Source organism: Bacillus sp. FDAARGOS_1420 (genome assembly GCF_019344915.1).
Lineage (GTDB): Bacteria > Bacillota > Bacilli > Bacillales > Bacillaceae_G > Bacillus_A > Bacillus_A mycoides.
Genome location: NZ_JAHWJB010000002.1, coordinates 2754482 through 2778429, shown reverse-complemented (window position 1 = coordinate 2778429; position 23948 = coordinate 2754482). Strand labels below are relative to the sequence as shown.

Sequence of the window (23948 nt, the reverse complement as noted above, 5' to 3'; positions counted from 1 at the left end):
CCTTATAAGGGTATATAGAGGTGAGAGACATGAATGAACAAAAAGAGGCCAATCTTCAAATATCAGGAATGACATGTGCAGCATGTGCAAATAGAATTGAAAAAGGCCTGAAAAAAGTAGAAGGTGTTCAAGATGCAAATGTAAATTTTGCACTTGAAAAAACAAAAATTATATACGATCCAACTAAAACTAATCCGCAACAATTTAAAGAAAAAGTTGAATCGTTAGGATATGGAATTGTAAGTGATAAAGCTGAGTTTACTGTTTCGGGAATGACATGTGCAGCATGTGCGAATAGAGTAGAAAAACGTTTGAATAAGCTAGAAGGTGTGAATAAAGCAACAGTAAATTTTGCTTTAGAATCGGCTACAGTTGACTTTAATCCTGATGAAATTAATGTGAATGAAATGAAGAGCGCGATTACAAAGTTAGGATATAAATTAGAAGTAAAATCAGATGAGCAAGATTCATCAACAGATCACCGCTTAAAAGAAATTGAGCGACAAAAGAAGAAGTTTATTTTTTCGTTTATTTTATCATTTCCGTTATTGTGGGCAATGGTGAGTCATTTTTCATTTACATCTTTTATTTATTTACCTGATATGCTTATGAACCCTTGGGTGCAGCTAGCTCTTGCAACTCCAGTTCAGTTTATCATTGGTGGGCAGTTTTATGTTGGAGCTTATAAAGCGTTACGTAATAAAAGCGCCAATATGGATGTTCTCGTGGCACTTGGAACGTCTGCAGCATATTTCTACAGTGTGTATTTAAGTATTAGGTCGATTGGTTCTTCGGAACATATGACAGACTTGTATTTTGAAACGAGCGCAGTACTTATTACATTAATTATTTTAGGTAAATTATTTGAGGCGAAAGCAAAAGGACGCTCGTCAGAAGCAATTAAAAAATTAATGGGACTACAGGCGAAAACCGCTACTGTTGTACGAGATGGAACAGAAATAAAAATTTTAATCGAAGAAGTGGTAGCCGGTGATATCGTTTATGTGAAACCAGGGGAAAAAATCCCGGTAGACGGGGAAATTGTAGAAGGAAAGTCAGCAATAGATGAATCGATGTTAACAGGCGAGAGTATTCCGGTTGATAAAACAATTGGGGATGTAGTAATCGGTTCTACAATAAATAAAAATGGCTTTTTAAAAGTGAAAGCAACTAAGGTAGGAAGAGATACTGCATTAGCTCAAATTATTAAAGTAGTAGAAGAGGCTCAAGGTTCAAAAGCTCCTATTCAAAGGGTAGCAGATCAAATTTCAGGTATTTTCGTACCGGTTGTAGTTGTGATTGCTATTATCACATTTGCAGTGTGGATGCTATTTGTTACACCTGGTGATTTTGGCGGAGCACTTGAGAAAATGATAGCAGTACTTGTTATCGCTTGTCCGTGTGCTTTAGGTCTTGCGACACCTACATCTATTATGGCTGGATCAGGAAGATCAGCTGAATACGGTATTTTATTTAAAGGTGGAGAGCATTTAGAAGCAACGCATCGATTAGATACGATTATTTTAGATAAAACGGGTACAGTGACAAATGGAAAGCCGGTATTAACGGATATAATTGTAGCAGATGGATTTGAAGAGAAGGAAATATTAAAATTAGTCGGTGCAGCAGAAAAAAATTCTGAACACCCACTTGCAGAAGCGATTGTAGAAGGAATTAAAGAAAAGAAAATTGTTATCCCAAGTTCAGAAACATTTGAAGCGATTCCGGGATTCGGCATCGAATCAGTTGTAGAAGGGAAACAATTATTAATTGGTACACGTCGATTAATGAAGAAATTCGATATTGATATTGAAGAAGTTTCTAAATCGATGGAAGCGCTAGAACGAGAAGGAAAAACAGCAATGCTTATTGCGATTAATAAAGAATATGCTGGTATAGTGGCTGTTGCGGATACTGTAAAAGATACTTCAAAAGCAGCTATCGCAAGACTTAAGAAAATGGGTCTAGACGTTGTTATGATTACAGGAGATAATACACAAACTGCTCAGGCAATCGCTAAGCAAGTTGGTATTGATCACGTAATTGCAGAAGTATTACCAGAAGGAAAAGCAGAAGAAGTGAAAAAACTGCAAGCGCAAGGTAAGAAAGTAGCAATGGTTGGAGATGGAATAAATGATGCTCCTGCACTGGCTACGGCGGATATCGGTATGGCAATTGGAACCGGAACGGATGTAGCAATGGAAGCGGCAGATATTACGTTAATCCGTGGCGATTTAAATAGTATTGCAGATGCAATTTTTATGAGTAAAATGACGATTAGAAATATTAAGCAAAATCTATTCTGGGCGTTAGCTTATAACGGCCTAGGAATTCCAATTGCGGCGCTCGGTTTCTTAGCTCCTTGGGTTGCAGGTGCAGCAATGGCATTTAGCTCTGTATCAGTCGTATTAAATGCATTAAGATTACAAAGAGTTAAATTGAAATCTTAAACACTTCCAGCTATAAAGCGAATTTAATATGCTTTTTACAATAAACAATACTTTGTATAAGTATTGTTTATTGTTCGTTTAGAAAGAAAAGTCGATATAATATAGAAAGAGCAGAAGTAGAATCATATATAGTGGTAGAAACTGTTTCGAAAATAAACACGAAATAATTATCGGAATAACCGAAATAAAAGAGTTAGTTTGATAAGGAGTTTTACATATGTTTAAAGATATTAAAATTAGAACATTCCAGAAAGAGGATTTAGAGCAAGTATTACAATTGTTCTATGAAACGGTTCATACGGTGAATGCAAAAGATTATAACGAGTTACAGCTACAGGCGTGGGCCCCAGAGCGATTAGATAGAGAGAGATGGCTACAGTCTTTAGAAAAGAATATTTGTTACGTTGCTGATTATAAAGGTGTGATAGTGGGATTTGGGGATTATAATGATGATCATTACGTAGATCGCTTATTTACGCATAAAGATTATCAAGGAAAAAGGATAGCATCATACATACTACAGAAGTTAGAAAAAGAAGCAGTGAACTTGCAGCATAGGGATATATATACAGAGGCGAGTATTACAGCAAAACCTTTCTTTGAAAGCAAAGGTTTTATTTGCATAAAGGAACAAAATAAGCAGCATAATGGTCAAATTTTTATTAATTATGTCATGAAAAAAATAGCCTTCTCATAAATGAGAAGGCTATTTTTCATTATTTTACAGCTTCTTTTAGTTCTTTACCAGCTTTAAAAGCAGGTACTTTAGAAGCTGCGATTTGCATTTCTTCACCCGTTTGTGGGTTACGGCCTGTACGAGCAGCTCTTTCACGAACTTCGAATGTACCGAATCCGATAAGTTGTACTTTTTCGCCAGCAGCTAAAGAGTTAGTGATTGATTCTACTACAGTTTGTAAAACTACAGTAGCTTCTTTTTGAGAAATCTCAGCGTTTTGTGCTACGTTTTTGATTAATTCTGTTTTATTCATGTTTTCACCTCATATGTAAATAATGCTATTTAAGTTGTTATTATAACGTATAAAACATTCGAGAACAAGTGTACGCACATATATTCGTAAAAAAAATGAAATTTGTAATATTTTTTAGGACCAATTTATAGACATTCAATTTAAGCGGATACAGATTTTTTCTTTAATGCAGTTTGCTCTTTATTGGAAGGTAGTTTCTTATTATAAGATATGAAATAAGGTAATGCTACAAATAACATACCCCCTACTAAGTTTCCGAAGAAAACAAAAATGAAGTTTGGAAAATATTTAACCCAAGTTAAATGACCAGAAAAAATTGCAGCTGGGATGACAAACATATTGGCTACAACGTGTTGAAATCCAATCGTAACAAAAGTCATAACAGGGAACCAAATACCGACAATCTTTCCGATAAATTCTTTACTTCCCATACTGAGCCAAACAGCTAAACAAACGAGCCAATTACACCCGATTGCAGAAATGAAGGCTTGCAGTGGTGTATCTTGTAGTTTAGCTTGTGCAATAGAAACTGTTTTTGCTAAAAAAGCTCCCTCCGTTAAGCCGACGATATGACCAAAAAAATAAGCGACGAATATAGCACCTATGAAGTTGCTAAACGTAACAATAACTAAATTTCGTATGAAGTGAAATAAGTCGATTTTTTTGTGAAGCCATGCCATTGAAACGGTCATCATGTTGCCAGTTACTAATTCACCGCCTGCAAGGATAACGAGTATAAGACCGATAGGGAATACGGCAGCACCTAAAAAGCTAGTAAATGATCCCCAAGATTTTGGCATTGTTCCGATAACATGGATATCAAGTAAATATCCTAATGCTATGAAAGCACCACCAAAAAAACCGAGAATTAGCATAGGGAGCAATGATAAATGAGCTTTTTTTCTTCCAGAATTAGCAGCAAGTTCCGTAATTTCTTCTGGTGTAAATACAGACATGAATAACCTCTCCTCAATAGAATGATGGAATGAATAGAAGAAACATTTTAAAGAATCTATGTATGATAAAAATATGATATGACTTCTGTATAAATTTGTCAAAGTGAGTGGGGATGAAATTGGATATAACGAACATTGTTCATGTTGTCACATTAATGTAACAATAAGGATTTAAAGTGATTTTAGAGGTGAAAACATGAATACGCATCATGTAAAAAAAGAACGAAAAAAATCAATCGTAAAGATATTTATTATTAGTTTCATAAGTATATTAATGATACCAGTAAGTTTGTATTTCTATGCGACTGAAATAGAAAGAAGACTAGTAACAGTTACGTGGAATGAAATAGAAGCTCCTACAATTCCTAAAGAGTTTAATAATAAAAAAATATTGCAGTTCTCAGATGTACATTTAGGACCAGATTTTACATTGAAACAACTAGAAAATTTGGTGGAGAAGATGAATGAATTACATCCAGATATAGTAGTTTTTACAGGAGATTTAATAGATAAGTTTGGATCCTATAGTGCGGAAAGAGAAGAAGCAAAGGTTATTTTGCAGAAAATTAAAGCTCCCCTAGGAAAATATGCTGTGTTTGGGAATCATGATAGAGGTGGGGGCGGTAGTTTATTTTACAAAAAGTATATGGAGGAAGCTGGTTTTTCTGTGTTAGTAAATGAAGTGCAGAAAATTAAAGCGGAAAACGGCAAGTATATTACAATATCAGGTTTGGATGATTTTTTATTAGGGAAGCCACAAATAGACTCGACTTTAAAAAACTTAAGACAGCAAGATTTCAATATGCTATTAATACATGAGCCGGATGTTGTAGATAAAGTATCTCGTTATCCAGTCGATTTTCAAATGTCAGGACATAGTCACGGAGGACAAGTTCAAATTCCTTTTGTAGGTCCTTTAATTACTACAAAACTAGCTGAGATTCATGTTGAAGGTATGTATGAATTAGAAGGAACGAGTAAGCCGTTACATTTATATGTAAATCGAGGTATTGGAACGACTCGAATGCCTGTTAGATTTTTGAGTGTACCGGAACTTTCACTATTTGTATTGAAGCAAAGTAGTGACTGAAGTAGAACGTTTAATATTTTGAAGAATTAAGAGTACTTTTAAAGAAAGTTCTCTTTTTTTATTGATTAAATACAGAATATTATGTATTTTTTATTTAAACTGTTAAAAAGAAAGGGGAATTTCTATGATAGAAACATGGCATAAAGAATTGGAAAGTTTATATAATCAAATGGTTTCGTGGCGAAGAGATTTTCATCAATACCCAGAGCTATCATTTCAAGAAATAGAAACACCGAAAAAAATAGCTGGAATTTTAAAAAGTTTTCATATTGATGTGAAAACAGATGTCGGGGGAAGAGGGGTAATCGGCGTAATTGAAGGTGGAATACCTGGGAAGACGATGGCGCTACGTGCTGATTTTGATGCACTACCTATTCAAGATGAAAAGAAAGTTTCATATAAATCAAAGGTTCCTGGTGTAATGCACGCTTGTGGCCATGATGGACATACAGCAACACTTTTAGGAGTTGCAAAAATATTAAGTGATAACAGAGACCAACTTTCAGGGAAAATAGTCCTTATTCATCAACATGCAGAAGAGAAAGAGCCTGGCGGAGCAATTGCCATGATTGAGGATGGTTGTTTAGAAGGAGTAGATGTTGTTTTTGGTACACATTTATCTTCTCAGATGCCTTTAGGAATTGTTGGAACGAAAGCTGGAGCAATGATGGCGGCAGCTGATACTTTTGAAGTGAAGATTCAAGGGCGAGGCGGTCACGGCGGTATGCCACATCATACTGTAGATGCTATTATCGTTGCAACACAAGTTATTAATCAGTTGCAACTTTTAGTGAGTAGAAAAGTCGATCCACTTCAATCAGCAGTTTTAACAGTTGGTACATTCCATGCCGGGCAAGCCGATAATATTATTGCGGATACTGCTACGTTTACAGGAACCATTCGAACGTTAGATCCTGAAGTGAGAGAATATATGGAGAAGGAATTTAGACGAGTTGTTGAGGGGATTTGTCAGTCCCTTCATGCTGAAGTTAATATTCAATATAAACGAGGCTATCCAATATTAATAAATCATGTAGCTGAAACACGTCATTTTATGACGGTCGCGGAACACGATCTTGGCAAAGAAAGGGTCATGGAAGTACCACCTATTATGGGCGGAGAAGATTTTGCATACTACTTAGAACATGTTCCAGGAGCATTTTTCTTCACAGGTGCCGGTAATGAAGAAATAGGGGCAACATATCCACACCATCATCCTCAATTCGATTTTGATGAACGTGCGATGTTGGTTGGTGGGAAGTTGCTTTTAAGTCTTGTGAATAGTTATTCAAGAGATGGAAAAGAATTTCTTCATCATGTAGAAGTGAAAAAGTAATTTACATAAATAAAAAACAACAATAGGTCATATAAAACCTATTGTTGTTTTTTATTATTTTTGCAAGGAAAGACTATCAAAATATGTTCTATAGTTATTAGAGAATTCAAAGTTGTTTTTTGCATCCCAATTAATAGACCAAGACATTAGGCCACGGAATGCAGGATAGCCACTCTGACTTGAAAGTTTATACTTTCCTCCGAAAGGAATTCCTTTAATGATATAATCTAAAGCTTTTTTCATTTCAGTTGGAGAAATATATCCGCCACTTGGAGCGGCCGCTGGTGCTGCAGGAAGTCCTATCATGACTTGATCCGAACGAAGAGGCGGGAAAATGTTATTTGCATTACCACCTACAGGAAAACCATGTAAGAGCATATCTGCCATAGCGACTTCGTAGTCTGCAGTACCTTGATTGTAGTTATTACCGTCCATTCCAATCCCGCTACCAGCGTTGTAGTGTTGAACGTGAATGTATGTTAATTTGTCTTTCACTCCGTAAATAATCGGTAAATATGCACCCCAGATGCTTCCATATGCGCTATAGCCGCCTTGAACATAAGCTGTTTCAGGAGCCATGCTTAATAGAAAATTTGGACCATAATGATCTGAGATTGTCCGAATAGCCGAAATAAGATTTACGATTTGAGGAGTCGTTGGGTTTTTGAAATTAGTGTCATTACCGTTTAAGTAAATTCCTGATTCAAGGTCAATATCTATTCCATCAAAACCGTATTTATCAATTAGAGATTGTATAGAATTAATAAAACGTTGCTTAGCGGCATTATCAGGAAGTAAAACGACCCCATTTTGTCCACCTATTGAAAGAACTACTTTCTTTCCTTTACTTTTTAAATAAGCAATATCTGATTTGAATTCTGCATCTGTACCATACACAGGAGAAAATTCAACAGTGGAACGATCACCACCAGTTTCACCGAAAGATACATTGAGTACATCCCATTTTGGTGAAACGTCTCTTAATTTAATAATGCCAGTACCGTTATCAAAGTTATGCCAGTATCCAACGAGTAATTTTGATCCTAAATTGTTTGCTGCTTGTGCTTGAAAGGGAGCTAGCGGTAGCAGTAAGAAAATTACTAAAGTACAACAAATGAATTTGAACTTGTTTAACATATCAACACTCCTATACAAAAAGTTGTCTAGATGTATAATCTTGTTTATTTAATGATATCTGAAAATTCATTCTCTTGTAAGGTGACTATAATTTTCTCAACAATTGTGTATGGGAAATTATTAAACCTAATGAAATAATTTTTGAAGGAGGTCGAATTGCGATTGTTAAATTCAGAATATTTTGATATATTTTAAAGTATAGGATAAGATTTTTCACATAATACTCTTACATAAATTTCAAAATTAAGTTTGGAAGGGGATGTACAAGAGTTGGATAAAAATCTTAAGAAAGACCTCAAAATACGCCACATTACAATGATTTCCATTGGTGGCGTAATAGGAGCTGGTTTGTTTGTTGGAAGTGGTGCGGTTGTGCATTCAGCGGGTCCAGGTTCTATCGTTTCATATGCATTAGCAGGACTTCTAGTTATTTTCGTTATGAGAATGCTAGGAGAAATGGCAGCTATTAATCCGACAAGTGGTTCATTTGCAACATATGCAAGAGAGGCAATTGGTCCATGGGCAGGTTATACAATTGGGTGGCTATATTGGTTTTTCTGGGTAATTGTTATTGCAATAGAAGCTACAGCAGGTGCTGGTATTATTCAATACTGGATTCCAGAAATCCCACTCTGGTTATTAAGCTTAATATTAACGATTTTATTAACGTTGACGAATGTTTTCTCGGTGAAATCATTTGGAGAATTTGAATATTGGTTTTCATTTATTAAAGTAATAAGTATTGTTTTGTTCCTTTGTCTTGGACTAGCTGTTATTTTAGGATTTGTACCAGGAACGGAAGCACCTGGCACTTCGAATTTGGTAGGTCAAGGAGGATTTATGCCAAATGGTATAAGTTCGGTGTTACTTGGAATCACCGTCGTTATATTTTCATTTATGGGATCTGAGATTGTTGCAGTGGCCGCTGGAGAGTCTGCCGAACCTGTAAAGGCAGTCAAAACAGCAACAAATAGTGTAATTTGGCGTATTCTCGTATTTTTCATTGGATCGATTGCTGTAGTTGTTACACTCCTTCCGTGGAATTCGGCGAACATACTAAAAAGCCCATTTGTGGCGGTACTGGAACATATAGGGATACCAGCGGCAGCGCAAATTATGAATTTTATCGTTTTAACAGCTGTACTTTCTTGTTTAAATTCGGGTTTATATACGAACTCAAGAATGCTTTTTTCAATGGCAGAAAGAGGAGATGCGCCAAAGGCATTTTTGAAATTGAATAGTAGTGGTGTTCCAGTTCGGGCGGTTTTATTTGGAACCTTCTTTGCTTACATTGGAGTTGTTTTTAGTTACATATCTCCAGATAAAGTATTTTTATTTTTAGTGAATGCATCTGGCGGGATTGCGTTACTCGTTTATCTCGTTATAGCAGTTTCACATTTCAAGATACGTAAAAAAATGGGGAATGCGGAACAACAAAATTTGAAAGTGAAAATGTGGCTTTTTCCATATGTAACATATGTTACAATTGCTGCGATTATAGCAGTTTTAGTTGCCATGCTCGCAATTGAATCTTTACGTTCACAAGCGCTTTTAACAATGCTTGTTACTGTTCTTATAATAATTTCTTATTTTATTTTTAATAGAAATAAAAATAGTACATTGTTGAATCCTAAAAGTAAGAATGAGGAAGCTGTTCGATTCTAATTTCTTGTTTTAGAAGAGAGTTACACCCAATCATTGCTATAAAAGAATCATATATAATCATAGAAACAAGTAGTTACTATTGTCATAGTGAATATAAACTTTTTTCTTGACTTTTTATATGAAGGCGAGCAAAATGGTAAAAAAGGAAGGGGGGATGACGATGGAAGAGTACGTATTAGAGCTGTATAACTTTTTATATACGACAGAATGGCAAGATATTGTTTCATTTCTAGGAATAATGTTTTGTATGAAAATTGTAATTGTATATATGGAAGAGCAAGGTATGTTCTATTCCTTCTCATCTCCGTTCGATGTGCAGCGCGAGCCGTTGCCAAACTATGCCAAGGTAAATTACGAACAATTTCCTTTTGTGATTTTCTTTATGATTCGATTTATAACAGCAATTGTAAAGAAAAAGGAAAGTGACGATGAAGAGTGCCACCCAACTTGTAATATAGCGACTGCTTTTTAAGCTAAATACAAGGAGGAGATTTATATGTGGTTTCGATTTCTTATGATTGGTTTCTTTTCATTAACGGCAATTTCATTAATGGGATATCAAGTGTCTGAAATATATCAAGCGTATAGCAGTACGTTTTTTAACAAAAACTAATCGCATTGCTATTTGAATAATAAAGCGATAAAATCCTTCTTAAGAAGTATTGTTAAGAAGGATTTTTTCTTTGCCCTGTCTTACTGTGTCAAACTATTGTCACATTTACACCGTGAATAATATGTTAAAATAGTGAGGTTAATTATACATATTTGAAAGAAGAGGAGTGACCAATTTGGTGGATCAATCAACGAATCAGAAAAGCTATGCTCCTATTGTGATAACGCTTTCTGTAATTGTAAATGCGATTATTTTGTTTTTGTTCTTTGGACCTGTTGGCTATGAAGGGGAAGTACATTTTGATGTAACTATCTTACCAATGTTAAACGCAATTTTTAATAGTTTTACGTTTGTATTTTTATTAGCAGCTTTATACTCTATTATTAAAAAGAATGTAAAGATGCACCGTGGTTTTATTCTTGCAGCATTTACAACGACTTTATTATTTTGTGTGTCATATTTATCGTACCATTACTTGGCACCGGCAACACATTTCGGTGGAGAAGGATTCATTAAATATGTGTATTTCATCATTTTAATTACACATATTATCCTTGCGGCGATTATTGTACCCCTTGCATTGTTCGCACTTGTATTTGGTTTTACGAATCAATTAACACGTCACCGTAAAATTGTACGTTGGACGATGCCGATTTGGTTATATGTAAGTTTATCTGGTGTTATTGTTTACTTAATGATCTCACCTTATTATCAATAAAAAAATCTCAGCCTGTAGGCTGAGATTTTTTATTAGGCAAATATTTTTGTGAAATGAAAAAATTGTGGTATACCAAAGTATAGTTGCTTTTTATATAGAAGGGATGGTAAAGGTATATGCAAAATTTTGTATTTCGTAATCCGACAAAACTTATTTTTGGTAAAGGACAGTTAGAGCAGTTAAAAACGGAAATTCCACAGTTCGGTAAAAAAGTTCTTCTCGTGTATGGAGGAGGCAGCATTAAAAGAAATGGTATTTATGATAATGTAATTTCTATTTTAAAGGATATAAATGCGGAAGTATTTGAATTGACAGGTGTTGAACCAAATCCACGTGTATCAACTGTAAAGAAAGGGATTCAAATTTGTAAAGATAATGGTATTGAATTTATTTTAGCAGTTGGTGGGGGAAGTGTAATTGACTGTACGAAAGCAATTGCAGCTGGTAGTAAGTACGATGGAGATGTGTGGGATATTGTAACGAAAAAAGCATTTGCTAGCGAGGCGTTACCATTTGGTACTGTGCTTACGCTTGCAGCAACAGGATCTGAAATGAATGCAGGATCTGTAATTACAAACTGGGAAACGAATGAAAAGTACGGCTGGGGCAGTCCAGTTACATTCCCTCAGTTTTCAATTTTAGATCCACTACATACTTCGTCTGTGCCGAGAGATCAAACGATTTATGGTATGGTCGATATTATGTCGCACGTATTAGAGCAATATTTCCATCACGGCATGAATACAGAATTACAAGATCGTTATTGTGAATCTGTTTTAAGAACAGTAATTGAAACAGCTCCTAAGCTTTTAAGTGATCTAGAAAATTATGAGCATAGGGAAACAATTTTATATTGCGGTACTATGGCGTTAAACGGCATTTTAGCGATGGGAGTAAAAGGAGACTGGGCAACTCATAATATTGAGCATGCAGTTTCTGCTGTTCATGACATACCGCATGGGGGCGGACTCGCGATTCTATTCCCGAATTGGATGAAGCATGTTATAGATGAAAACGTGAGTCGCTTTAAACAGTTCGCTATTCGTGTATTCGATGTAGAAACAGATGGGAAGACAGATAAAGAGGTTGCATTAGAGGGAATTGAGGTGTTACGTCAATTTTGGACTTCAATTGAAGCTCCAGTAACATTAGCTGATTACGCTATTAGAGAAAGTGAAATTGACTTAATGGCGGATAAAGCGATGGCTTATGGTGAATTCGGTAACTTTAAAAAATTAAATAAAGACGATGTTTTAAGTATATATAAAGCTTCTTTATAAGTGAATCGAAAAAAGAAACCCATTTGATATAACAATCAAATGGGTTTCTTTTTTGTTGTCTATAACCGTTTGTGCCTGGTTTTGATTATTTATGAATGTTTATGGTTGATTTTTGTGATCGTTTTCATTATACTGTAATCAAAGAAGAGGTGAATAAAATGTTAACTCCTGAACGTCATCAAATGATATTGCAACTTGTAAAAGAGCAGAAGGTTGTTAAATTACAGCAATTAGTGGAAAGAACAGAAAGCTCTGAATCAACAATTCGTCGTGATTTAGCGCAATTGGAAAAGCAAAGGTTATTAAAAAGAGTTCATGGTGGTGCCTCTGTTTTAACAGGAAAAGGACAAGAGCCAACGATGGTTGAAAAATCATCCAAAAACATTCAAATAAAACAACAAATTGCCAAGTATGCGGCTAGTATTGTTGAACAAGGGGATTGCGTTTATTTAGATGCAGGAAGTACAACATTTGAAATGATTCCATTTTTAATAAACAAAGATGTTACTGTCGTAACGAATGGACTTATGCATATTGAAGCTTTAGTTGAAAATAATATTCGTGCGTATTTACTAGGCGGGATGATGAAGAGTAGGACGAAAGCTTTAATTGGTGCTATGGCACAGGAAAGTATGCAGAAGTATCGCTTCGATAAATCTTTTTTAGGAGCGAATGGTGTACACGAACAGCTTGGTTTTACAACACCAGATCCAGAAGAAGCGCTCTTGAAGCAACTGGCATTAACATTAGCAAATGAAGGATATTTCTTAATTGATGAAAGTAAGTTTTCAGAAGTTGCATTTGCAAAAATTGCAAATGTTGAAGATGCAAGTATTATTACAAACCATTTAGAAATTGATTTAGAAAAATATAGAAGACAAACAAATGTGATTGAGGCTGATAAACAATGATCTATACAGTTACTTTAAACCCATCTATTGATTATGTAGTACAAGTTAATTCTTTCGATTTAGGAACAGTAAATCGAGCAGAGAAAGATATGAAGTTTCCTGGAGGGAAAGGGATTAATGTTTCTCGCGTTCTTCATCGTTTAGGTGTCGAAAATGTAGCGCTTGGATTTACGGGTGGATTTACCGGTCAATTTATTAAAGGTGTATTACATGATGAAGGTGTAACAACAAACTTCGTCCAAGTAGGTGGAGATTCTCGAATTAATGTGAAAATAAAAGGGCAAGAAGAAACGGAGTTAAATGGACAGGGTCCTATTGTGACAAATGAGCAATTTGAACAATTGATGAAAAAAATCGAAAGTATGCAATCTGGAGATTGTGTTGTACTAGCTGGAAGTGTACCAGCTTCTATTCCAAATACCTTTTATGAATCAATCGCAGCGTTTGGAGCCGAAAAAGGTATTCGTGTAGTAGTAGATGCAAGTGGAAGTGCACTGCAGCATGTAACTAAAAATAAGCCATTTTTAATAAAGCCAAATCATCATGAACTTGGTGAGTTATTCGGAGTGGAGCTTTCAACAGTAGAAGACATTTTACCGTATGGAAGAAAATTAATCGAACAAGGTGTAGAGCACGTTATCGTATCAATGGCAGGAGATGGAGCTTTATTATTTACGGCAGAAGGTATATATGAAGCAACTGTTCCAAAAGGTGTTGTTATTAATTCGGTTGGGGCAGGAGATTCTCTCGTTGCTGGATTTGTAGGTAAATATGAACAGACAAAAGATATTGAAAAAGCATTTCAATATGGTGTTGCAACAGGAAGTGCAACAGCATTCTCGGCGGATTTATGTACAAAGGAAAAAGTAGAAGAATTATTGTCGCAAGTAATTGTAGCTAAGCGATAGGGGGAAGCAACATATGAAAATTACAGAACTATTAAAAAGGGATACAGTCATTATGAATTTGACAGCTTCAAATAAAGAAGCTGTCATAGATGAATTAGTTGAAAAGTTAAGCGGGGCAAATCGTTTAAATAGTAAAGCTGAATTTAAAGAAGCTATTTTAAAGCGAGAGTCACAAAGTACAACAGGCATTGGTGAAGGTATTGCTATACCTCATGCGAAGACGAATGCCGTTAAGCAACCGGCGATTTGTTTTGGTAGAAGTGTAAGCGGTATCAACTATGAATCACTTGACGGACAGCCTGCACATTTATTCTTTATGATTGCTGCAAGTGAAGGGGCGAATAATACTCATTTAGAAACGTTGTCTCGTCTATCTACATTATTAATGGATGAAGGTTTTCGTAAACAATTATTAGAAGCAAAGGATGAAGAGGAACTTCTTCGTTTATTTGATGAAAAAGAGAGTGAAAAAGAAGAAGAAGTTGAAGTAGTAAAGCCGGAAGGGAATGAGCCATACGTATTAGCTGTTACAGCTTGTCCAACTGGTATCGCTCACACATATATGGCTGCGGATAGTTTAAAAGCAAAAGCAGCAGAGTTAGGAATAGCGATTAAAGTTGAAACGAATGGATCAACAGGTGTTAAAAACGATTTAACGAAAGAGGACATTGAACGCGCAACGGCTATTATTGTAGCTGCAGATAAACAAGTAGAAATGAATCGTTTTGCTGGGAAGCATGTCATTCAAGTACCAGTCGCCGACGGGATTAGAAAAACTGAAATCCTTCTTAATCGAGCTATAAAACAAGATGCACCAATCTTTAAAGGTGTAAAAGAGGATGGGAAGGCAGAAAATGTAGAGAAAGAAAAAGGGCTAGGAATTTATAAGCATTTAATGAGCGGTGTAAGTAATATGCTTCCGTTCGTTGTTGGTGGTGGAATTTTAATTGCACTAGCATTTATGTTCGGTGGAATTAAGGCGGAAGGTCCTATTGCTGAAATGTTAATGAATATTGGCGGTGGAGAAAAAGGAGCCTTTTTATTCCTTGTACCTATTTTAGCTGGATTTATTGCAAGTTCTATTGCTGATCGTCCTGGTTTTATGCCTGGTGTTGTCGGTGGATTTTTAGCAGCACATGCGAATGCTGGATTTTTAGGTGGATTAATTGCTGGTTTCTTAGCTGGATATGTTGTTTTAGGATTGAAAAGATTATTTTCAGGATTACCAGTACAGTTAGAAGGAATTAAACCTGTTTTGTTATATCCAGTCTTTGGATTATTGATTACAGGAGTTGTAATGCAAAAAGTAGTAAACCCGCCTGTAGTAGCATTAAATGAAATGTTAACAGGATGGTTAAATGGTTTGAGTGGTACGAATGCTATATTATTAGGACTTATTTTAGGCGGTATGATGGCAATTGATATGGGTGGTCCAATTAATAAAGCGGCATTTACATTTGGTATTGCTGCAATAGAAGCACAGAATTTTGGAGTGCACTCAGCAGTTATGGCTGGTGGTATGGTACCGCCACTTGCGATTGCATTCGCAACCACATTCTTTAAAACAAAATTTACAGAAGCAGAACGTAAATCTGGTTTAACAAATTATATTATGGGAGCATCGTTTATTACAGAAGGTGCGATTCCATTTGCAGCTGCCGATCCGGTTCGAGTAATAGTAAGTTGTGTTGTTGGTTCAAGTATCGCGGGTGCCTTATCTATGTTATTCCAAATTACGTTGCCGGCACCGCATGGTGGATTGTTTGTTATCGCATTAGTGAATAAACCGTTGCTATACATTTTCTCTATATTAATTGGGACGATTGTTTCAGCTATTATGATAGGTGTTTGGAAGAAGAAAGTTAAATAAAAGATAAAAAGGGACAGCTAATAGGAGTTGTTCCTTTTTTGTTACAAAAAGTAATTTAATAATTGGATTATGATGGATTTTGGTAAAAGATGTAATGGAAAGTGGTTTTTTTGTAACAAAAAAGTAATACTGTAATTTTTTCTGGAAAAAAATTCTTATACTAATTTGTGAGAAATATATGAAAACTATTGCTAATTTTGGTAGAAATACAATTCTTTAATATGGAAATTTATGTTACAAATCATTAATCGTTTATTACGAATGCTTTGTAATTGTGTGATTTTCGAAATTCTACAAAAAACTGTTGCTATAATGAGAACACGAAAACAAAGCAAATGGAGGCTATTCATGAAAAAATTATTAGGTATAGCAACAGCAGCAGTTTTTGGTCTTGGGATTTTTGCAGGTTCTGCTAAAGCGGAAACGATTGTAACAACAGATGTATTAAACGTTAGAGAAAACCCAACTGTAGAATCAAAACTTGTAGGTAAAATGTTAAGTGGAAATAAATTAGATGTTATAAATACAGAAAACGGATGGTCCAAAATTAAATTAGATGGTAAAGAAGCTTTTGTAAGTGCCGAGTTTACGAAAAGTTCTTATTATGTAACAGCAAACGTATTAAACATTCGTGCTGGAGCGAATACTGATTCAGAAATTCTTGGCACGCTTAAAAAAGATGACTTGATTGAAACGACAAATCAAGTACAAAACGAATGGTTACAATTCGAATATGGCGGGAAAGCGGCGTATGTTCACATACCATTTTTAACAGGTACAGCACCTGTTATTGAAAGAAAAGAAGTTCCAGCTCAAGATGAAGCGCCAACTAAGGTGAAAACGGCGGTTAAAAATGATACATCAGTTAAGGAGAAAGCGCCGGCTAAAAATGATACGGCAGTTAATGGAAAAGAATCAGTTAAAAGTGGAGCATCAAGTAAACCAGTAGCGCAAGCGAATCCGGCAACTAAGCCAGTGGCGAAATCTACTGAAACAAGTGAACCTGCTGGTCGTGAAATAACAGTAGAAGCGACAGCTTACACAGCTCACGCGAGTGAAAATGGCACATATGGTGGTCGTGTGTTAACAGCGATGGGGCATGATTTAACAGCGAATCCAAATATGAAAGTTATTGCTGTTGATCCGAAAGTAATTCCTCTCGGATCAAAAGTGTGGGTGGAAGGATATGGAGAAGCGATTGCTGGAGATACTGGTGGCGCGATTAAAGGAAACCGTATTGATGTTTTAGTTGGTTCAGATAGCACTGCTGATAGTTGGGGTCGTAAATCCGTTAAAGTGAAAGTTATAAAATAATTTATTAAAATAAAAAACGGCTGCTTGAAAATGTCTAAGCGGCCGCTTTTTTTTATAAGAATTATTGAAAAGGGTAAATTGTTTTACCTGTAATAATTTTATACGCGGTGCAAAATTGAGTTTGCATATACTCTGTATTTTTATTTTCTGGATGTAACGTTGTTTCTTGAATAGTAGAATGAAAGGAACGTAGTAAACAATTTAGTGCGAAGTATAATTCTTCTTGTGAACAATTTTGTTCTTTTATAGCAGTAGCTAAAATAAGGTCTTTTATTAATAATGGAAAATCGATAGTCGCTTGTTTCATAGTCATTGCACCCTCTCCGAGCTATTTTTTATCATGTATATGCAGAATTGGACAAGCTATGCTCTTTTTTTGTGTAATTTCATGTACTAGATTCAAAGAACTTGCAATCATGCCGTTAAAATTGGTAAGATTGGTTATAATCAATAGATGGAGTATATTACATAAAGAGAGTTGAATGATATGGGAGAAGTGCAACGTGAAAAAGTTGCTGTCATCATTGGGCCAACTGCTGTCGGAAAGACGAAGTTAAGTATCGATCTTGCAAAAGCGTTGAATGGTGAGATTATTAGTGGTGATTCCATGCAAATTTATCGTACGATGGATATCGGGACTGCAAAGGTGACGATAGATGAGATGGACGGAATTCCGCATTATATGATTGATATAAAAGATCCGGAAGATTCATTTTCTGTGGCGGAATTTCAAGAACGTGTCCGTAAGTGCATTCGAGAAATTACAGAGCGCGGGAAATTACCAATTATTGTTGGTGGAACCGGTCTCTATATACAATCTGTTTTATTCGATTACCAGTTTACAGATGAGGCTGGGGATGCTACATACCGAGAACAGATGGAAAAGTTAGCATTAGAACACGGTGTGGAATATGTACATAAAAAGTTACAAGAAGTAGATCCAGAAAGTGCGGAGCGTATTCATGCCAATAATGTAAGGCGTGTTATTCGGGCGTTAGAAATTTTTCACACGACGGGTGAAAAAATGAGTAACCAGCTCGAAAAACAAGAAAATGAGTTACTGTACGATGTTTCATTAATTGGCTTGACAATGGATCGAGAAATGCTATACGATCGCATTAACTTACGTGTTAACCTAATGATTGAACAAGGTTTATTAGAAGAAGTAAAAGGTTTACATGAAAGAGGAGTGCGAGATTGTCAATCTATTCAAGCGATTGGTTATAAAGAGATATATGATTATTTTGAGAATCGTGTATCTTTAGAAGAAGCGGTATCACAATTAAAGACGAATTCACGCCGTTATGCAAAACGTCAATTAACGTGGTTCCGTAATAAGATGGATGTCGCGTGGTTCGATGTTACTGATGGTGAAAAAACGTCAGAAATTTTACGATACATAGAAGGAAAGCTACAACTAAAGTCGAATAATAGTAAGTAGAGAAAAAGAGGAGGATTCGACATGAAGCAATCAATCAATATTCAAGATCAGTTTTTAAATCAACTCCGTAAAGAGAATACGTTCGTCACGCTGTACTTATTAAATGGTTTCCAGCTTCGTGGATTAATTAAAGGATTTGATAATTTTACAGTCCTGCTGGAAACAGAAGGTAAGCAACAGCTTATTTATAAACATGCAATTTCTACATTTGTACCACAAAAAAATGTTTCAATTGAATTAGAGTAGTAATGAATTATTGTACATAATAAAAAAGAGCGAGTTTCTCGCTCTTTTTTTTATTTTCCATAAACGATAAATAGTGAAATTTAAGCGATTCTAAATACAGTAAGACGAATGTTAGTGTTTCCTGTTGCAGGGATCGTAATCTCGCTAAGCGTAGATTGGACAGAAATGTTTGCTCCAGCAGCTAATGTTTCGATTGTAGTAAATGAAAGTGAGTCGCCTATTAGATTTGAAGAGAAGTTGTCAGTAGCAACTGCTCCATTAATTGAAATTCCTACTCCAAGTGGAGCGCATCCTGGCGCAGTTGTAGAAATAGATACGCTAATTACATAAATACCAGCGTTAATAACAGTAACTGTATTTGTGCCGTTAAAGATAATATTGTTTACGTTAATTGCAGTACTAAAAATAAAGTTATTAAATTGGAGTACTGTTTGTTGGATGTTGTTTGTTACAACGATTGTTGCTACTGGGAAGCTAGGTCCAGTAGGTCCGGTAACTCCTATACCAGTAGCACCCGTTGGTCCTTGAACACCTTGAGGTCCGGTAGCACCCGTGTTACCTTGAGCGCCTTGAGGTCCGGTAGCACCCGTGTTACCTTGAGCGCCTTGAGGTCCGGTAGCACCCGTGTTACCTTGCGCGCCTTGAGGTCCGGTAGCACCCGTGTTACCTTGCGCGCCTTGAGGTCCAGTAGCACCCGTGTTACCTTGCGCGCCTTGAGGTCCGGTAGCACCCGTGTTACCTTGAGCGCCTTGAGGTCCAGTAGCACCCGTGTTACCTTGAGCACCTTGAGGTCCGGTAGCACCCGTGTTACCTTGAGCACCTTGAGGTCCGGTAGCACCCGTGTTACCTTGAACACCTTGAGGTCCGGTAGCACCCGTGTTACCTTGCGCACCTTGAGGTCCAGTGGAACCAGTAGCACCAGTAGCACCCGTGTTACCTTGAACACCTTGAGGTCCAGTAGCACCCGTGTTACCTTGCGCACCTTGAGGTCCAGTAGCACCCGTGTTACCTTGCGCACCTTGAGGTCCAGTGGAACCAGTAGCGCCTGTGTTACCTTGCGCACCTTGAGGACCAGTGGAACCGGTAGCACCTTGCGTACCTTGAGGTCCAGTAGCACCCGTGTTACCTTGAGGTCCAGGAGGCCCAGGAGGCCCACCAGAAGGTCCAGTAGGTCCGGTAACTCCTATACCAGTAGCACCCGTGTTACCTTGAACACCTTGAGGTCCAGTAGCACCCGTGTTACCTTGCGCACCTTGAGGTCCAGTAGCACCCGTGTTACCTTGCGCACCTTGAGGACCAGTGGAACCAGTAGCACCTGTGTTACCTTGAACGCCTTGAGGTCCAGTGGAACCAGTAGCGCCTGTGTTACCTTGCGCACCTTGAGGTCCAGTGGAACCGGTAGCACCTTGCGTACCTTGAGGTCCAGTAGCACCCGTGTTACCTTGCGCACCTTGAGGTCCAGTAGCACCCGTGTTACCTTGCGCACCTTGAGGTCCAGTGGAACCGGTAGCACCTGTGTTACCTTGAACGCCTTGAGGTCCAGTAGCACCCGTGTTACCTTGCGCACCTTGAGGTCCAGTAGCACCCGTGTTACCTTGCGCACCTTGAGGTCCAGTGGAACCGGTAGCACCTGTGTTACCTTGAACGCCTTGAGGTCCGGTAGCACCCGTGTTACCTCTAGGACCAGTGGAACCAGTAGCACCCGTGTTACCTTGAACGCCTTGAGGTCCAGTAGCACCCGTGTTACCTTGCGCACCTTGAGGTCCAGTGGAACCAGTAGCACCAGTAGCACCCGTGTTACCTTGCGCACCTTGAGGTCCGGTAGCACCCGTGTTACCTTGAATACCTTGAGGTCCAGTGGAACCAGTAGCACCCGTGTTACCTTGAATACCTTGAGGTCCAGTGGCACCTGTATTACCTTGCGCACCTTGAGGTCCAGTGGTACCGGTAGCGCCCGTGTTACCTTGAACGCCTTGAGGACCAGTGGAACCAGTAGCACCTGTGTTACCTTGAACGCCTTGAGGTCCGGTAGCACCCGTGTTACCTTGAATACCTTGAATACCTTGAGGTCCAGTAGCACCCGTGTTACCTTGCGTACCTTGAGGTCCAGTGGAACCAGTAGCACCTGTGTTACCTTGAACGCCTTGAGGTCCGGTAGCACCCGTGTTACCTCTAGGACCAGTGGAACCAGTAGCGCCCGTGTTACCTTGAATACCTTGAGGTCCAGTAGCACCCGTGTTACCTTGCGTACCTTGAGGTCCAGTGGAACCAGTAGCACCCGTGTTACCTTGAACGCCTTGAGGTCCAGTAGCACCCGTGTTACCTTGCGTACCTTGAGGTCCAGTAGCACCTGTGTTACCTTGCGTACCTTGAGGCCCAGTAGCACCTGTGTTACCTTGCGTACCTTGAGGTCCAGTAGCACCCGTGTTACCTTGAACGCCTTGAGGTCCAGTAGCACCCGTGTTACCTTGCGCACCTTGAGGTCCAGTGGAACCGGTAGCACCTGTGTTACCTTGAATACCTTGAGGACCAGTGGAACCAGTAGCACCCGTGTTACCTTGAATACCTTGAGGTCCAGTGGCACCTGTATTACCTTGAGGTCCTTGAGGTCCAGTAGCACCCGTGTTGCCTTGCGCACCTTGAGGTCCAGTGGAACCGGTAGCACCTGTGATACCTTGAACGCCTTGAGGACCAGTGGAACCGGTAGCACCTGTGTTACCTTGAACGCCTTGAGGACCAGTGGAACCAGTAGCACCCGTGTTACCTTGAATACCTTGAGGTCCTTGAGGTCCAGTAGCACCCGTGTTACCTTGCGCACCTTGAGGACCAGTGGAACCGGTAGCACCCGTGTTACCTTGAACGCCTTGAGGTCCAGTGGAACCGGTAGCGCCCGTGTTACCTTGCGTACCTTGAGGTCCAGTAGCACCTGTGTTACCTTGCGTACCTTGAGGCCCAGTAGCACCTGTGTTACCTTGCGTACCTTGAGGTCCAGTGGCACCTGTATTACCTTGAGGTCCTTGAGGTCCAGTAGCACCTGTATTACCTTGAGGTCCTTGAGGTCCAGTAGCACCCGTGTTGCCTTGCGCACCTTGAGGTCCAGTGGAACCAGTAGCACCTGTGTTACCTTGAACGCCTTGAACGCCTTGAGGTCCGGTAGCACCCGTGTTACCTTGAATACCTTGAGGTCCAGTGGCACCTGTATTACCTTGAGCGCCTTGAGGTCCAGTGGAACCGGTAGCGCCCGTGTTACCTTGAATACCTTGAGGTCCAGTAGCACCCGTGTTACCTTGAACGCCTTGAGGTCCAGTGGAACCGGTAGCGCCCGTGTTACCTTGAATACCTTGAGGTCCAGTAGCACCCGTGTTACCTTGAGGTCCAGTAGGTCCTCTGCCGAACGAAGCTGAATTAACTAGAGTAGTTTGTAACTCTGCAATTAATTTAAGGAGTTCTTGGAGTGTACAAGGATCAATTCGGAATAACTTTGTAATGTAAAGTAAATAATTAATTAAAATTTGAAGTTCAACAAATACAGCACTTGCTACGAAGGTTGGATTTTTTAATATAGTTATTAAGTTTTTAATGATGGCTAATCCTTGTGCTTTCAGAGCGGAAGTAGTGTCTAGTGAACAGATGAATTTACTTAGTAGGTGCAATGTATCTATTAGATCCTCTATGTTTTTGGAAGATGGATTGGCGAAAAGTTTAGGGATTATTTTTATTAAATCGTTAATGATTGCGCGGAATGTTCTAATTTGCGCTTTAGTAATTGGAATCGTTGGGGTAGTTGGAATTCGTCCAGCGCTAGTTGGAAAGCATGGATTGGAGTATTTATTTTGATTGTCATTAAAGCGAGACATTAAATCTCTCCTTTCTAATAAGAATGTGAACGAAACTCATCATAGTAGATGCAGAGAGTAGTTAAATGGTCATAGTGAAATGGGTTCTTTCGAGAAAAAATAAAAAAAAACGCCTTATTATAGGGCGTTTTTTTTATTTTCAGCATACTGATAATACCGTTTTAGTGAAATTTTTGATTTGAAGCCAACTAATTTTATGATCTCTGGCTCTGGGGTTTGTTTTTTTATTAGGCGTAAAATAAATGTGTTCCGGAAATGTTGTCCAGAAATGCCTTTACGTAAATTCGCTCTTGCTACTTCAAGTCGGATCATTTTTTGAATAGCGATTTCTGTTAGTGCTTTTGGTGCGTCGTTTTCATATACCCATCTGTATGTTCCGCGGTTAAAATCGAATGCAACAAACAACGGGTCATTACTATGGTATTTAGGGCGAACTGGTTCTGGAATACTTTTATAATATGTGTACAGTTGTTTTTTGTCTTCGATTGCTAATGTGATTGTTCTTTCTACTCCTGCGGTTGCTGGAATAGAAAGTGTATTAGTTTCAAAATGAACGTGATGCATAGTTAATGCTGTAAGCTCTTGTAAGGATAGTCCGTAGTCGATTAATATACTTAAAATCGTGATATTACGATCCATTAATAACGGACGAACGGGACGTTGTTTTTCTGAAAGTCCTTCTAATGAAGTGACTATATGCTTTAATCTTTTTTCCTCATCGTATGAAATGAAATCTTCATTGCGCAATGCACGGTTTGGCTGAATAGTAATTTCCATATCCTTTAATGGATTCGGAATGTTAAGAAAATGATGCATTCTATTTAATACAATAAATACACGATGCATTGTTTTCTCAGAGTAGTGTCGATTCTTTTTTAAGTCTGAAAAGTAATCTTCATAGTCTTTTGTACAAAGTGTTGCCCATATATTACTGGAAGGGAGCTTTTTGTTTTTTTCTAACCAATGTCCAAAATCTTCAATGTCATAAACATAACGTTTAATGGTTGAAGACTTTCGGCCTTTATTCAATAAAAAAATAGAAAAGGCTTGTATTGTATCATGGAATTCCGTTGTTTCCATAGTCCCACCACCTTGATTATTTCTTATATTATAGCAAACTTTTCTGAAAATAGGCATTTGCAAGAGGGACTGGAATAATAATATTTG

20 protein-coding genes are annotated in these 23948 nt (G+C 37.9%); 14 read left to right on the top strand and 6 right to left on the bottom strand.

What is annotated here, in order from left to right:
- The first annotated feature begins 29 nt into the window (after nt 1-29).
- Both I6L50_RS24400 and I6L50_RS24395 read left to right on the top strand, forming a co-directional pair.
- Complete coding sequence (locus tag I6L50_RS24400; protein WP_113936885.1) at nt 30-2450, top strand: heavy metal translocating P-type ATPase; 2421 nt, start codon at nt 30-32, stop codon at nt 2448-2450.
- A gap of 217 nt (nt 2451-2667) precedes the next feature.
- The gene (locus I6L50_RS24395) at nt 2668-3147 is read left to right on the top strand and encodes a GNAT family N-acetyltransferase (RefSeq protein ID WP_002033656.1); all 480 of its coding nucleotides are present in this window, start codon (nt 2668-2670) and stop codon (nt 3145-3147) included.
- A 19-nt stretch (nt 3148-3166) separates the two neighbouring features.
- On the opposite strand, the gene I6L50_RS24390 is transcribed toward I6L50_RS24395, so the two are convergent.
- Nucleotides 3167-3439: an HU family DNA-binding protein gene (locus tag I6L50_RS24390; protein ID WP_002033657.1), complete on the bottom strand. Its 273-nt coding sequence runs from the start codon at nt 3437-3439 to the stop codon at nt 3167-3169.
- 140 nt (nt 3440-3579) lie between these two features.
- Nucleotides 3580-4395 carry a formate/nitrite transporter family protein gene (locus I6L50_RS24385; RefSeq protein WP_219303367.1) on the bottom strand — a complete coding sequence of 272 codons (816 nt, stop codon included), beginning with the start codon at nt 4393-4395 and terminating at the stop codon, nt 3580-3582.
- Between the two features lie 196 nt (nt 4396-4591).
- On the opposite strand from I6L50_RS24385, the gene I6L50_RS24380 reads away from it, so the two are divergent.
- Both I6L50_RS24380 and I6L50_RS24375 read left to right on the top strand, forming a co-directional pair.
- Complete coding sequence (locus I6L50_RS24380) at nt 4592-5485, top strand: metallophosphoesterase (protein WP_113936887.1); 894 nt, start codon at nt 4592-4594, stop codon at nt 5483-5485.
- A 124-nt stretch (nt 5486-5609) separates the two neighbouring features.
- Nucleotides 5610-6821 (top strand): M20 metallopeptidase family protein, encoded by a 1212-nt coding sequence (locus tag I6L50_RS24375; protein WP_002033660.1) that lies wholly within the window; start codon nt 5610-5612, stop codon nt 6819-6821.
- Nucleotides 6822-6875: 54 nt separating this feature from the next.
- Here the strand turns inward: I6L50_RS24375 and I6L50_RS24370 are convergent, their stop codons facing one another.
- Nucleotides 6876-7958, bottom strand: a complete 1083-nt coding sequence (locus tag I6L50_RS24370; RefSeq protein WP_002128633.1) for a chitinase — start codon at nt 7956-7958, stop codon at nt 6876-6878.
- A gap of 270 nt (nt 7959-8228) precedes the next feature.
- On the opposite strand from I6L50_RS24370, the gene gabP reads away from it, so the two are divergent.
- The 8 genes from gabP (at nt 8229) to I6L50_RS24330 (ending at nt 17237) form a co-directional block, all read left to right on the top strand.
- Nucleotides 8229-9623 (top strand): GABA permease, encoded by a 1395-nt coding sequence (gabP, locus tag I6L50_RS24365; protein WP_219303366.1) that lies wholly within the window; start codon nt 8229-8231, stop codon nt 9621-9623.
- Between the two features lie 133 nt (nt 9624-9756).
- Nucleotides 9757-10095, top strand: a complete 339-nt coding sequence (locus tag I6L50_RS24360) for a hypothetical protein (protein WP_219303365.1) — start codon at nt 9757-9759, stop codon at nt 10093-10095.
- A gap of 316 nt (nt 10096-10411) precedes the next feature.
- Nucleotides 10412-10954: a DUF420 domain-containing protein gene (locus I6L50_RS24355; RefSeq protein WP_000228316.1), complete on the top strand. Its 543-nt coding sequence runs from the start codon at nt 10412-10414 to the stop codon at nt 10952-10954.
- A gap of 116 nt (nt 10955-11070) precedes the next feature.
- Nucleotides 11071-12234, top strand: a complete 1164-nt coding sequence (locus I6L50_RS24350; RefSeq protein ID WP_219303364.1) for an iron-containing alcohol dehydrogenase — start codon at nt 11071-11073, stop codon at nt 12232-12234.
- 158 nt (nt 12235-12392) lie between these two features.
- Complete coding sequence (locus tag I6L50_RS24345) at nt 12393-13145, top strand: DeoR/GlpR family DNA-binding transcription regulator (RefSeq protein ID WP_219303363.1); 753 nt, start codon at nt 12393-12395, stop codon at nt 13143-13145.
- Nucleotides 13142-14053, top strand: coding sequence for a 1-phosphofructokinase (pfkB, locus tag I6L50_RS24340; RefSeq protein WP_219303362.1), 912 nt, complete (start codon nt 13142-13144; stop codon nt 14051-14053). Before I6L50_RS24345 ends, pfkB begins: the two co-directional genes overlap by 4 nt.
- 13 nt (nt 14054-14066) lie before the next feature.
- Nucleotides 14067-15923 (top strand): PTS fructose transporter subunit IIABC, encoded by a 1857-nt coding sequence (locus I6L50_RS24335; protein WP_219303361.1) that lies wholly within the window; start codon nt 14067-14069, stop codon nt 15921-15923.
- A gap of 348 nt (nt 15924-16271) precedes the next feature.
- Complete coding sequence (locus I6L50_RS24330; RefSeq protein ID WP_219303360.1) at nt 16272-17237, top strand: 3D domain-containing protein; 966 nt, start codon at nt 16272-16274, stop codon at nt 17235-17237.
- 61 nt (nt 17238-17298) lie between these two features.
- Here the strand turns inward: I6L50_RS24330 and I6L50_RS24325 are convergent, their stop codons facing one another.
- The gene (locus I6L50_RS24325; RefSeq protein WP_219303744.1) at nt 17299-17544 is read right to left on the bottom strand and encodes a hypothetical protein; all 246 of its coding nucleotides are present in this window, start codon (nt 17542-17544) and stop codon (nt 17299-17301) included.
- Between the two features lie 180 nt (nt 17545-17724).
- Here I6L50_RS24325 and miaA point away from each other — a divergent pair, with 180 nt between their 5' ends.
- Together miaA and hfq are read left to right on the top strand one after the other, a co-directional pair.
- A complete protein-coding gene (gene miaA / locus I6L50_RS24320) occupies nt 17725-18678 on the top strand; it encodes a tRNA (adenosine(37)-N6)-dimethylallyltransferase MiaA (RefSeq protein WP_002014696.1) in 954 nt (317 codons plus the stop codon).
- Between the two features lie 21 nt (nt 18679-18699).
- Nucleotides 18700-18924: an RNA chaperone Hfq gene (gene hfq, locus I6L50_RS24315; protein ID WP_000813896.1), complete on the top strand. Its 225-nt coding sequence runs from the start codon at nt 18700-18702 to the stop codon at nt 18922-18924.
- A gap of 80 nt (nt 18925-19004) precedes the next feature.
- Here hfq and I6L50_RS24310 read toward each other — a convergent pair whose 3' ends face one another.
- Both I6L50_RS24310 and I6L50_RS24305 read right to left on the bottom strand, forming a co-directional pair.
- Nucleotides 19005-22781: a Gly-Xaa-Xaa repeat protein gene (locus I6L50_RS24310; RefSeq protein WP_219303359.1), complete on the bottom strand. Its 3777-nt coding sequence runs from the start codon at nt 22779-22781 to the stop codon at nt 19005-19007.
- Between the two features lie 117 nt (nt 22782-22898).
- Nucleotides 22899-23861, bottom strand: a complete 963-nt coding sequence (locus I6L50_RS24305; RefSeq protein ID WP_219303358.1) for a tyrosine-type recombinase/integrase — start codon at nt 23859-23861, stop codon at nt 22899-22901.
- Nucleotides 23862-23948: the final 87 nt, after the last annotated feature.

Coding starts and splice junctions, on each gene's coding strand:
- I6L50_RS24400 (WP_113936885.1), top strand. CDS start 30: ATGAATGAACAAAAAGAGGCCAATCTTCAAATATCAGGAATGACATGT.
- I6L50_RS24395 (WP_002033656.1), top strand. CDS start 2,668: ATGTTTAAAGATATTAAAATTAGAACATTCCAGAAAGAGGATTTAGAG.
- I6L50_RS24390 (WP_002033657.1), bottom strand. CDS start 3,439: ATGAATAAAACAGAATTAATCAAAAACGTAGCACAAAACGCTGAGATT.
- I6L50_RS24385 (WP_219303367.1), bottom strand. CDS start 4,395: ATGTCTGTATTTACACCAGAAGAAATTACGGAACTTGCTGCTAATTCT.
- I6L50_RS24380 (WP_113936887.1), top strand. CDS start 4,592: ATGAATACGCATCATGTAAAAAAAGAACGAAAAAAATCAATCGTAAAG.
- I6L50_RS24375 (WP_002033660.1), top strand. CDS start 5,610: ATGATAGAAACATGGCATAAAGAATTGGAAAGTTTATATAATCAAATG.
- I6L50_RS24370 (WP_002128633.1), bottom strand. CDS start 7,958: ATGTTAAACAAGTTCAAATTCATTTGTTGTACTTTAGTAATTTTCTTA.
- I6L50_RS24360 (WP_219303365.1), top strand. CDS start 9,757: ATGGTAAAAAAGGAAGGGGGGATGACGATGGAAGAGTACGTATTAGAG.
- I6L50_RS24350 (WP_219303364.1), top strand. CDS start 11,071: ATGCAAAATTTTGTATTTCGTAATCCGACAAAACTTATTTTTGGTAAA.
- I6L50_RS24345 (WP_219303363.1), top strand. CDS start 12,393: ATGTTAACTCCTGAACGTCATCAAATGATATTGCAACTTGTAAAAGAG.
- pfkB (WP_219303362.1), top strand. CDS start 13,142: ATGATCTATACAGTTACTTTAAACCCATCTATTGATTATGTAGTACAA.
- I6L50_RS24335 (WP_219303361.1), top strand. CDS start 14,067: ATGAAAATTACAGAACTATTAAAAAGGGATACAGTCATTATGAATTTG.
- I6L50_RS24330 (WP_219303360.1), top strand. CDS start 16,272: ATGAAAAAATTATTAGGTATAGCAACAGCAGCAGTTTTTGGTCTTGGG.
- I6L50_RS24325 (WP_219303744.1), bottom strand. CDS start 17,544: ATGAAACAAGCGACTATCGATTTTCCATTATTAATAAAAGACCTTATT.
- miaA (WP_002014696.1), top strand. CDS start 17,725: ATGGGAGAAGTGCAACGTGAAAAAGTTGCTGTCATCATTGGGCCAACT.
- hfq (WP_000813896.1), top strand. CDS start 18,700: ATGAAGCAATCAATCAATATTCAAGATCAGTTTTTAAATCAACTCCGT.
- I6L50_RS24310 (WP_219303359.1), bottom strand. CDS start 22,781: ATGTCTCGCTTTAATGACAATCAAAATAAATACTCCAATCCATGCTTT.
- I6L50_RS24305 (WP_219303358.1), bottom strand. CDS start 23,861: ATGGAAACAACGGAATTCCATGATACAATACAAGCCTTTTCTATTTTT.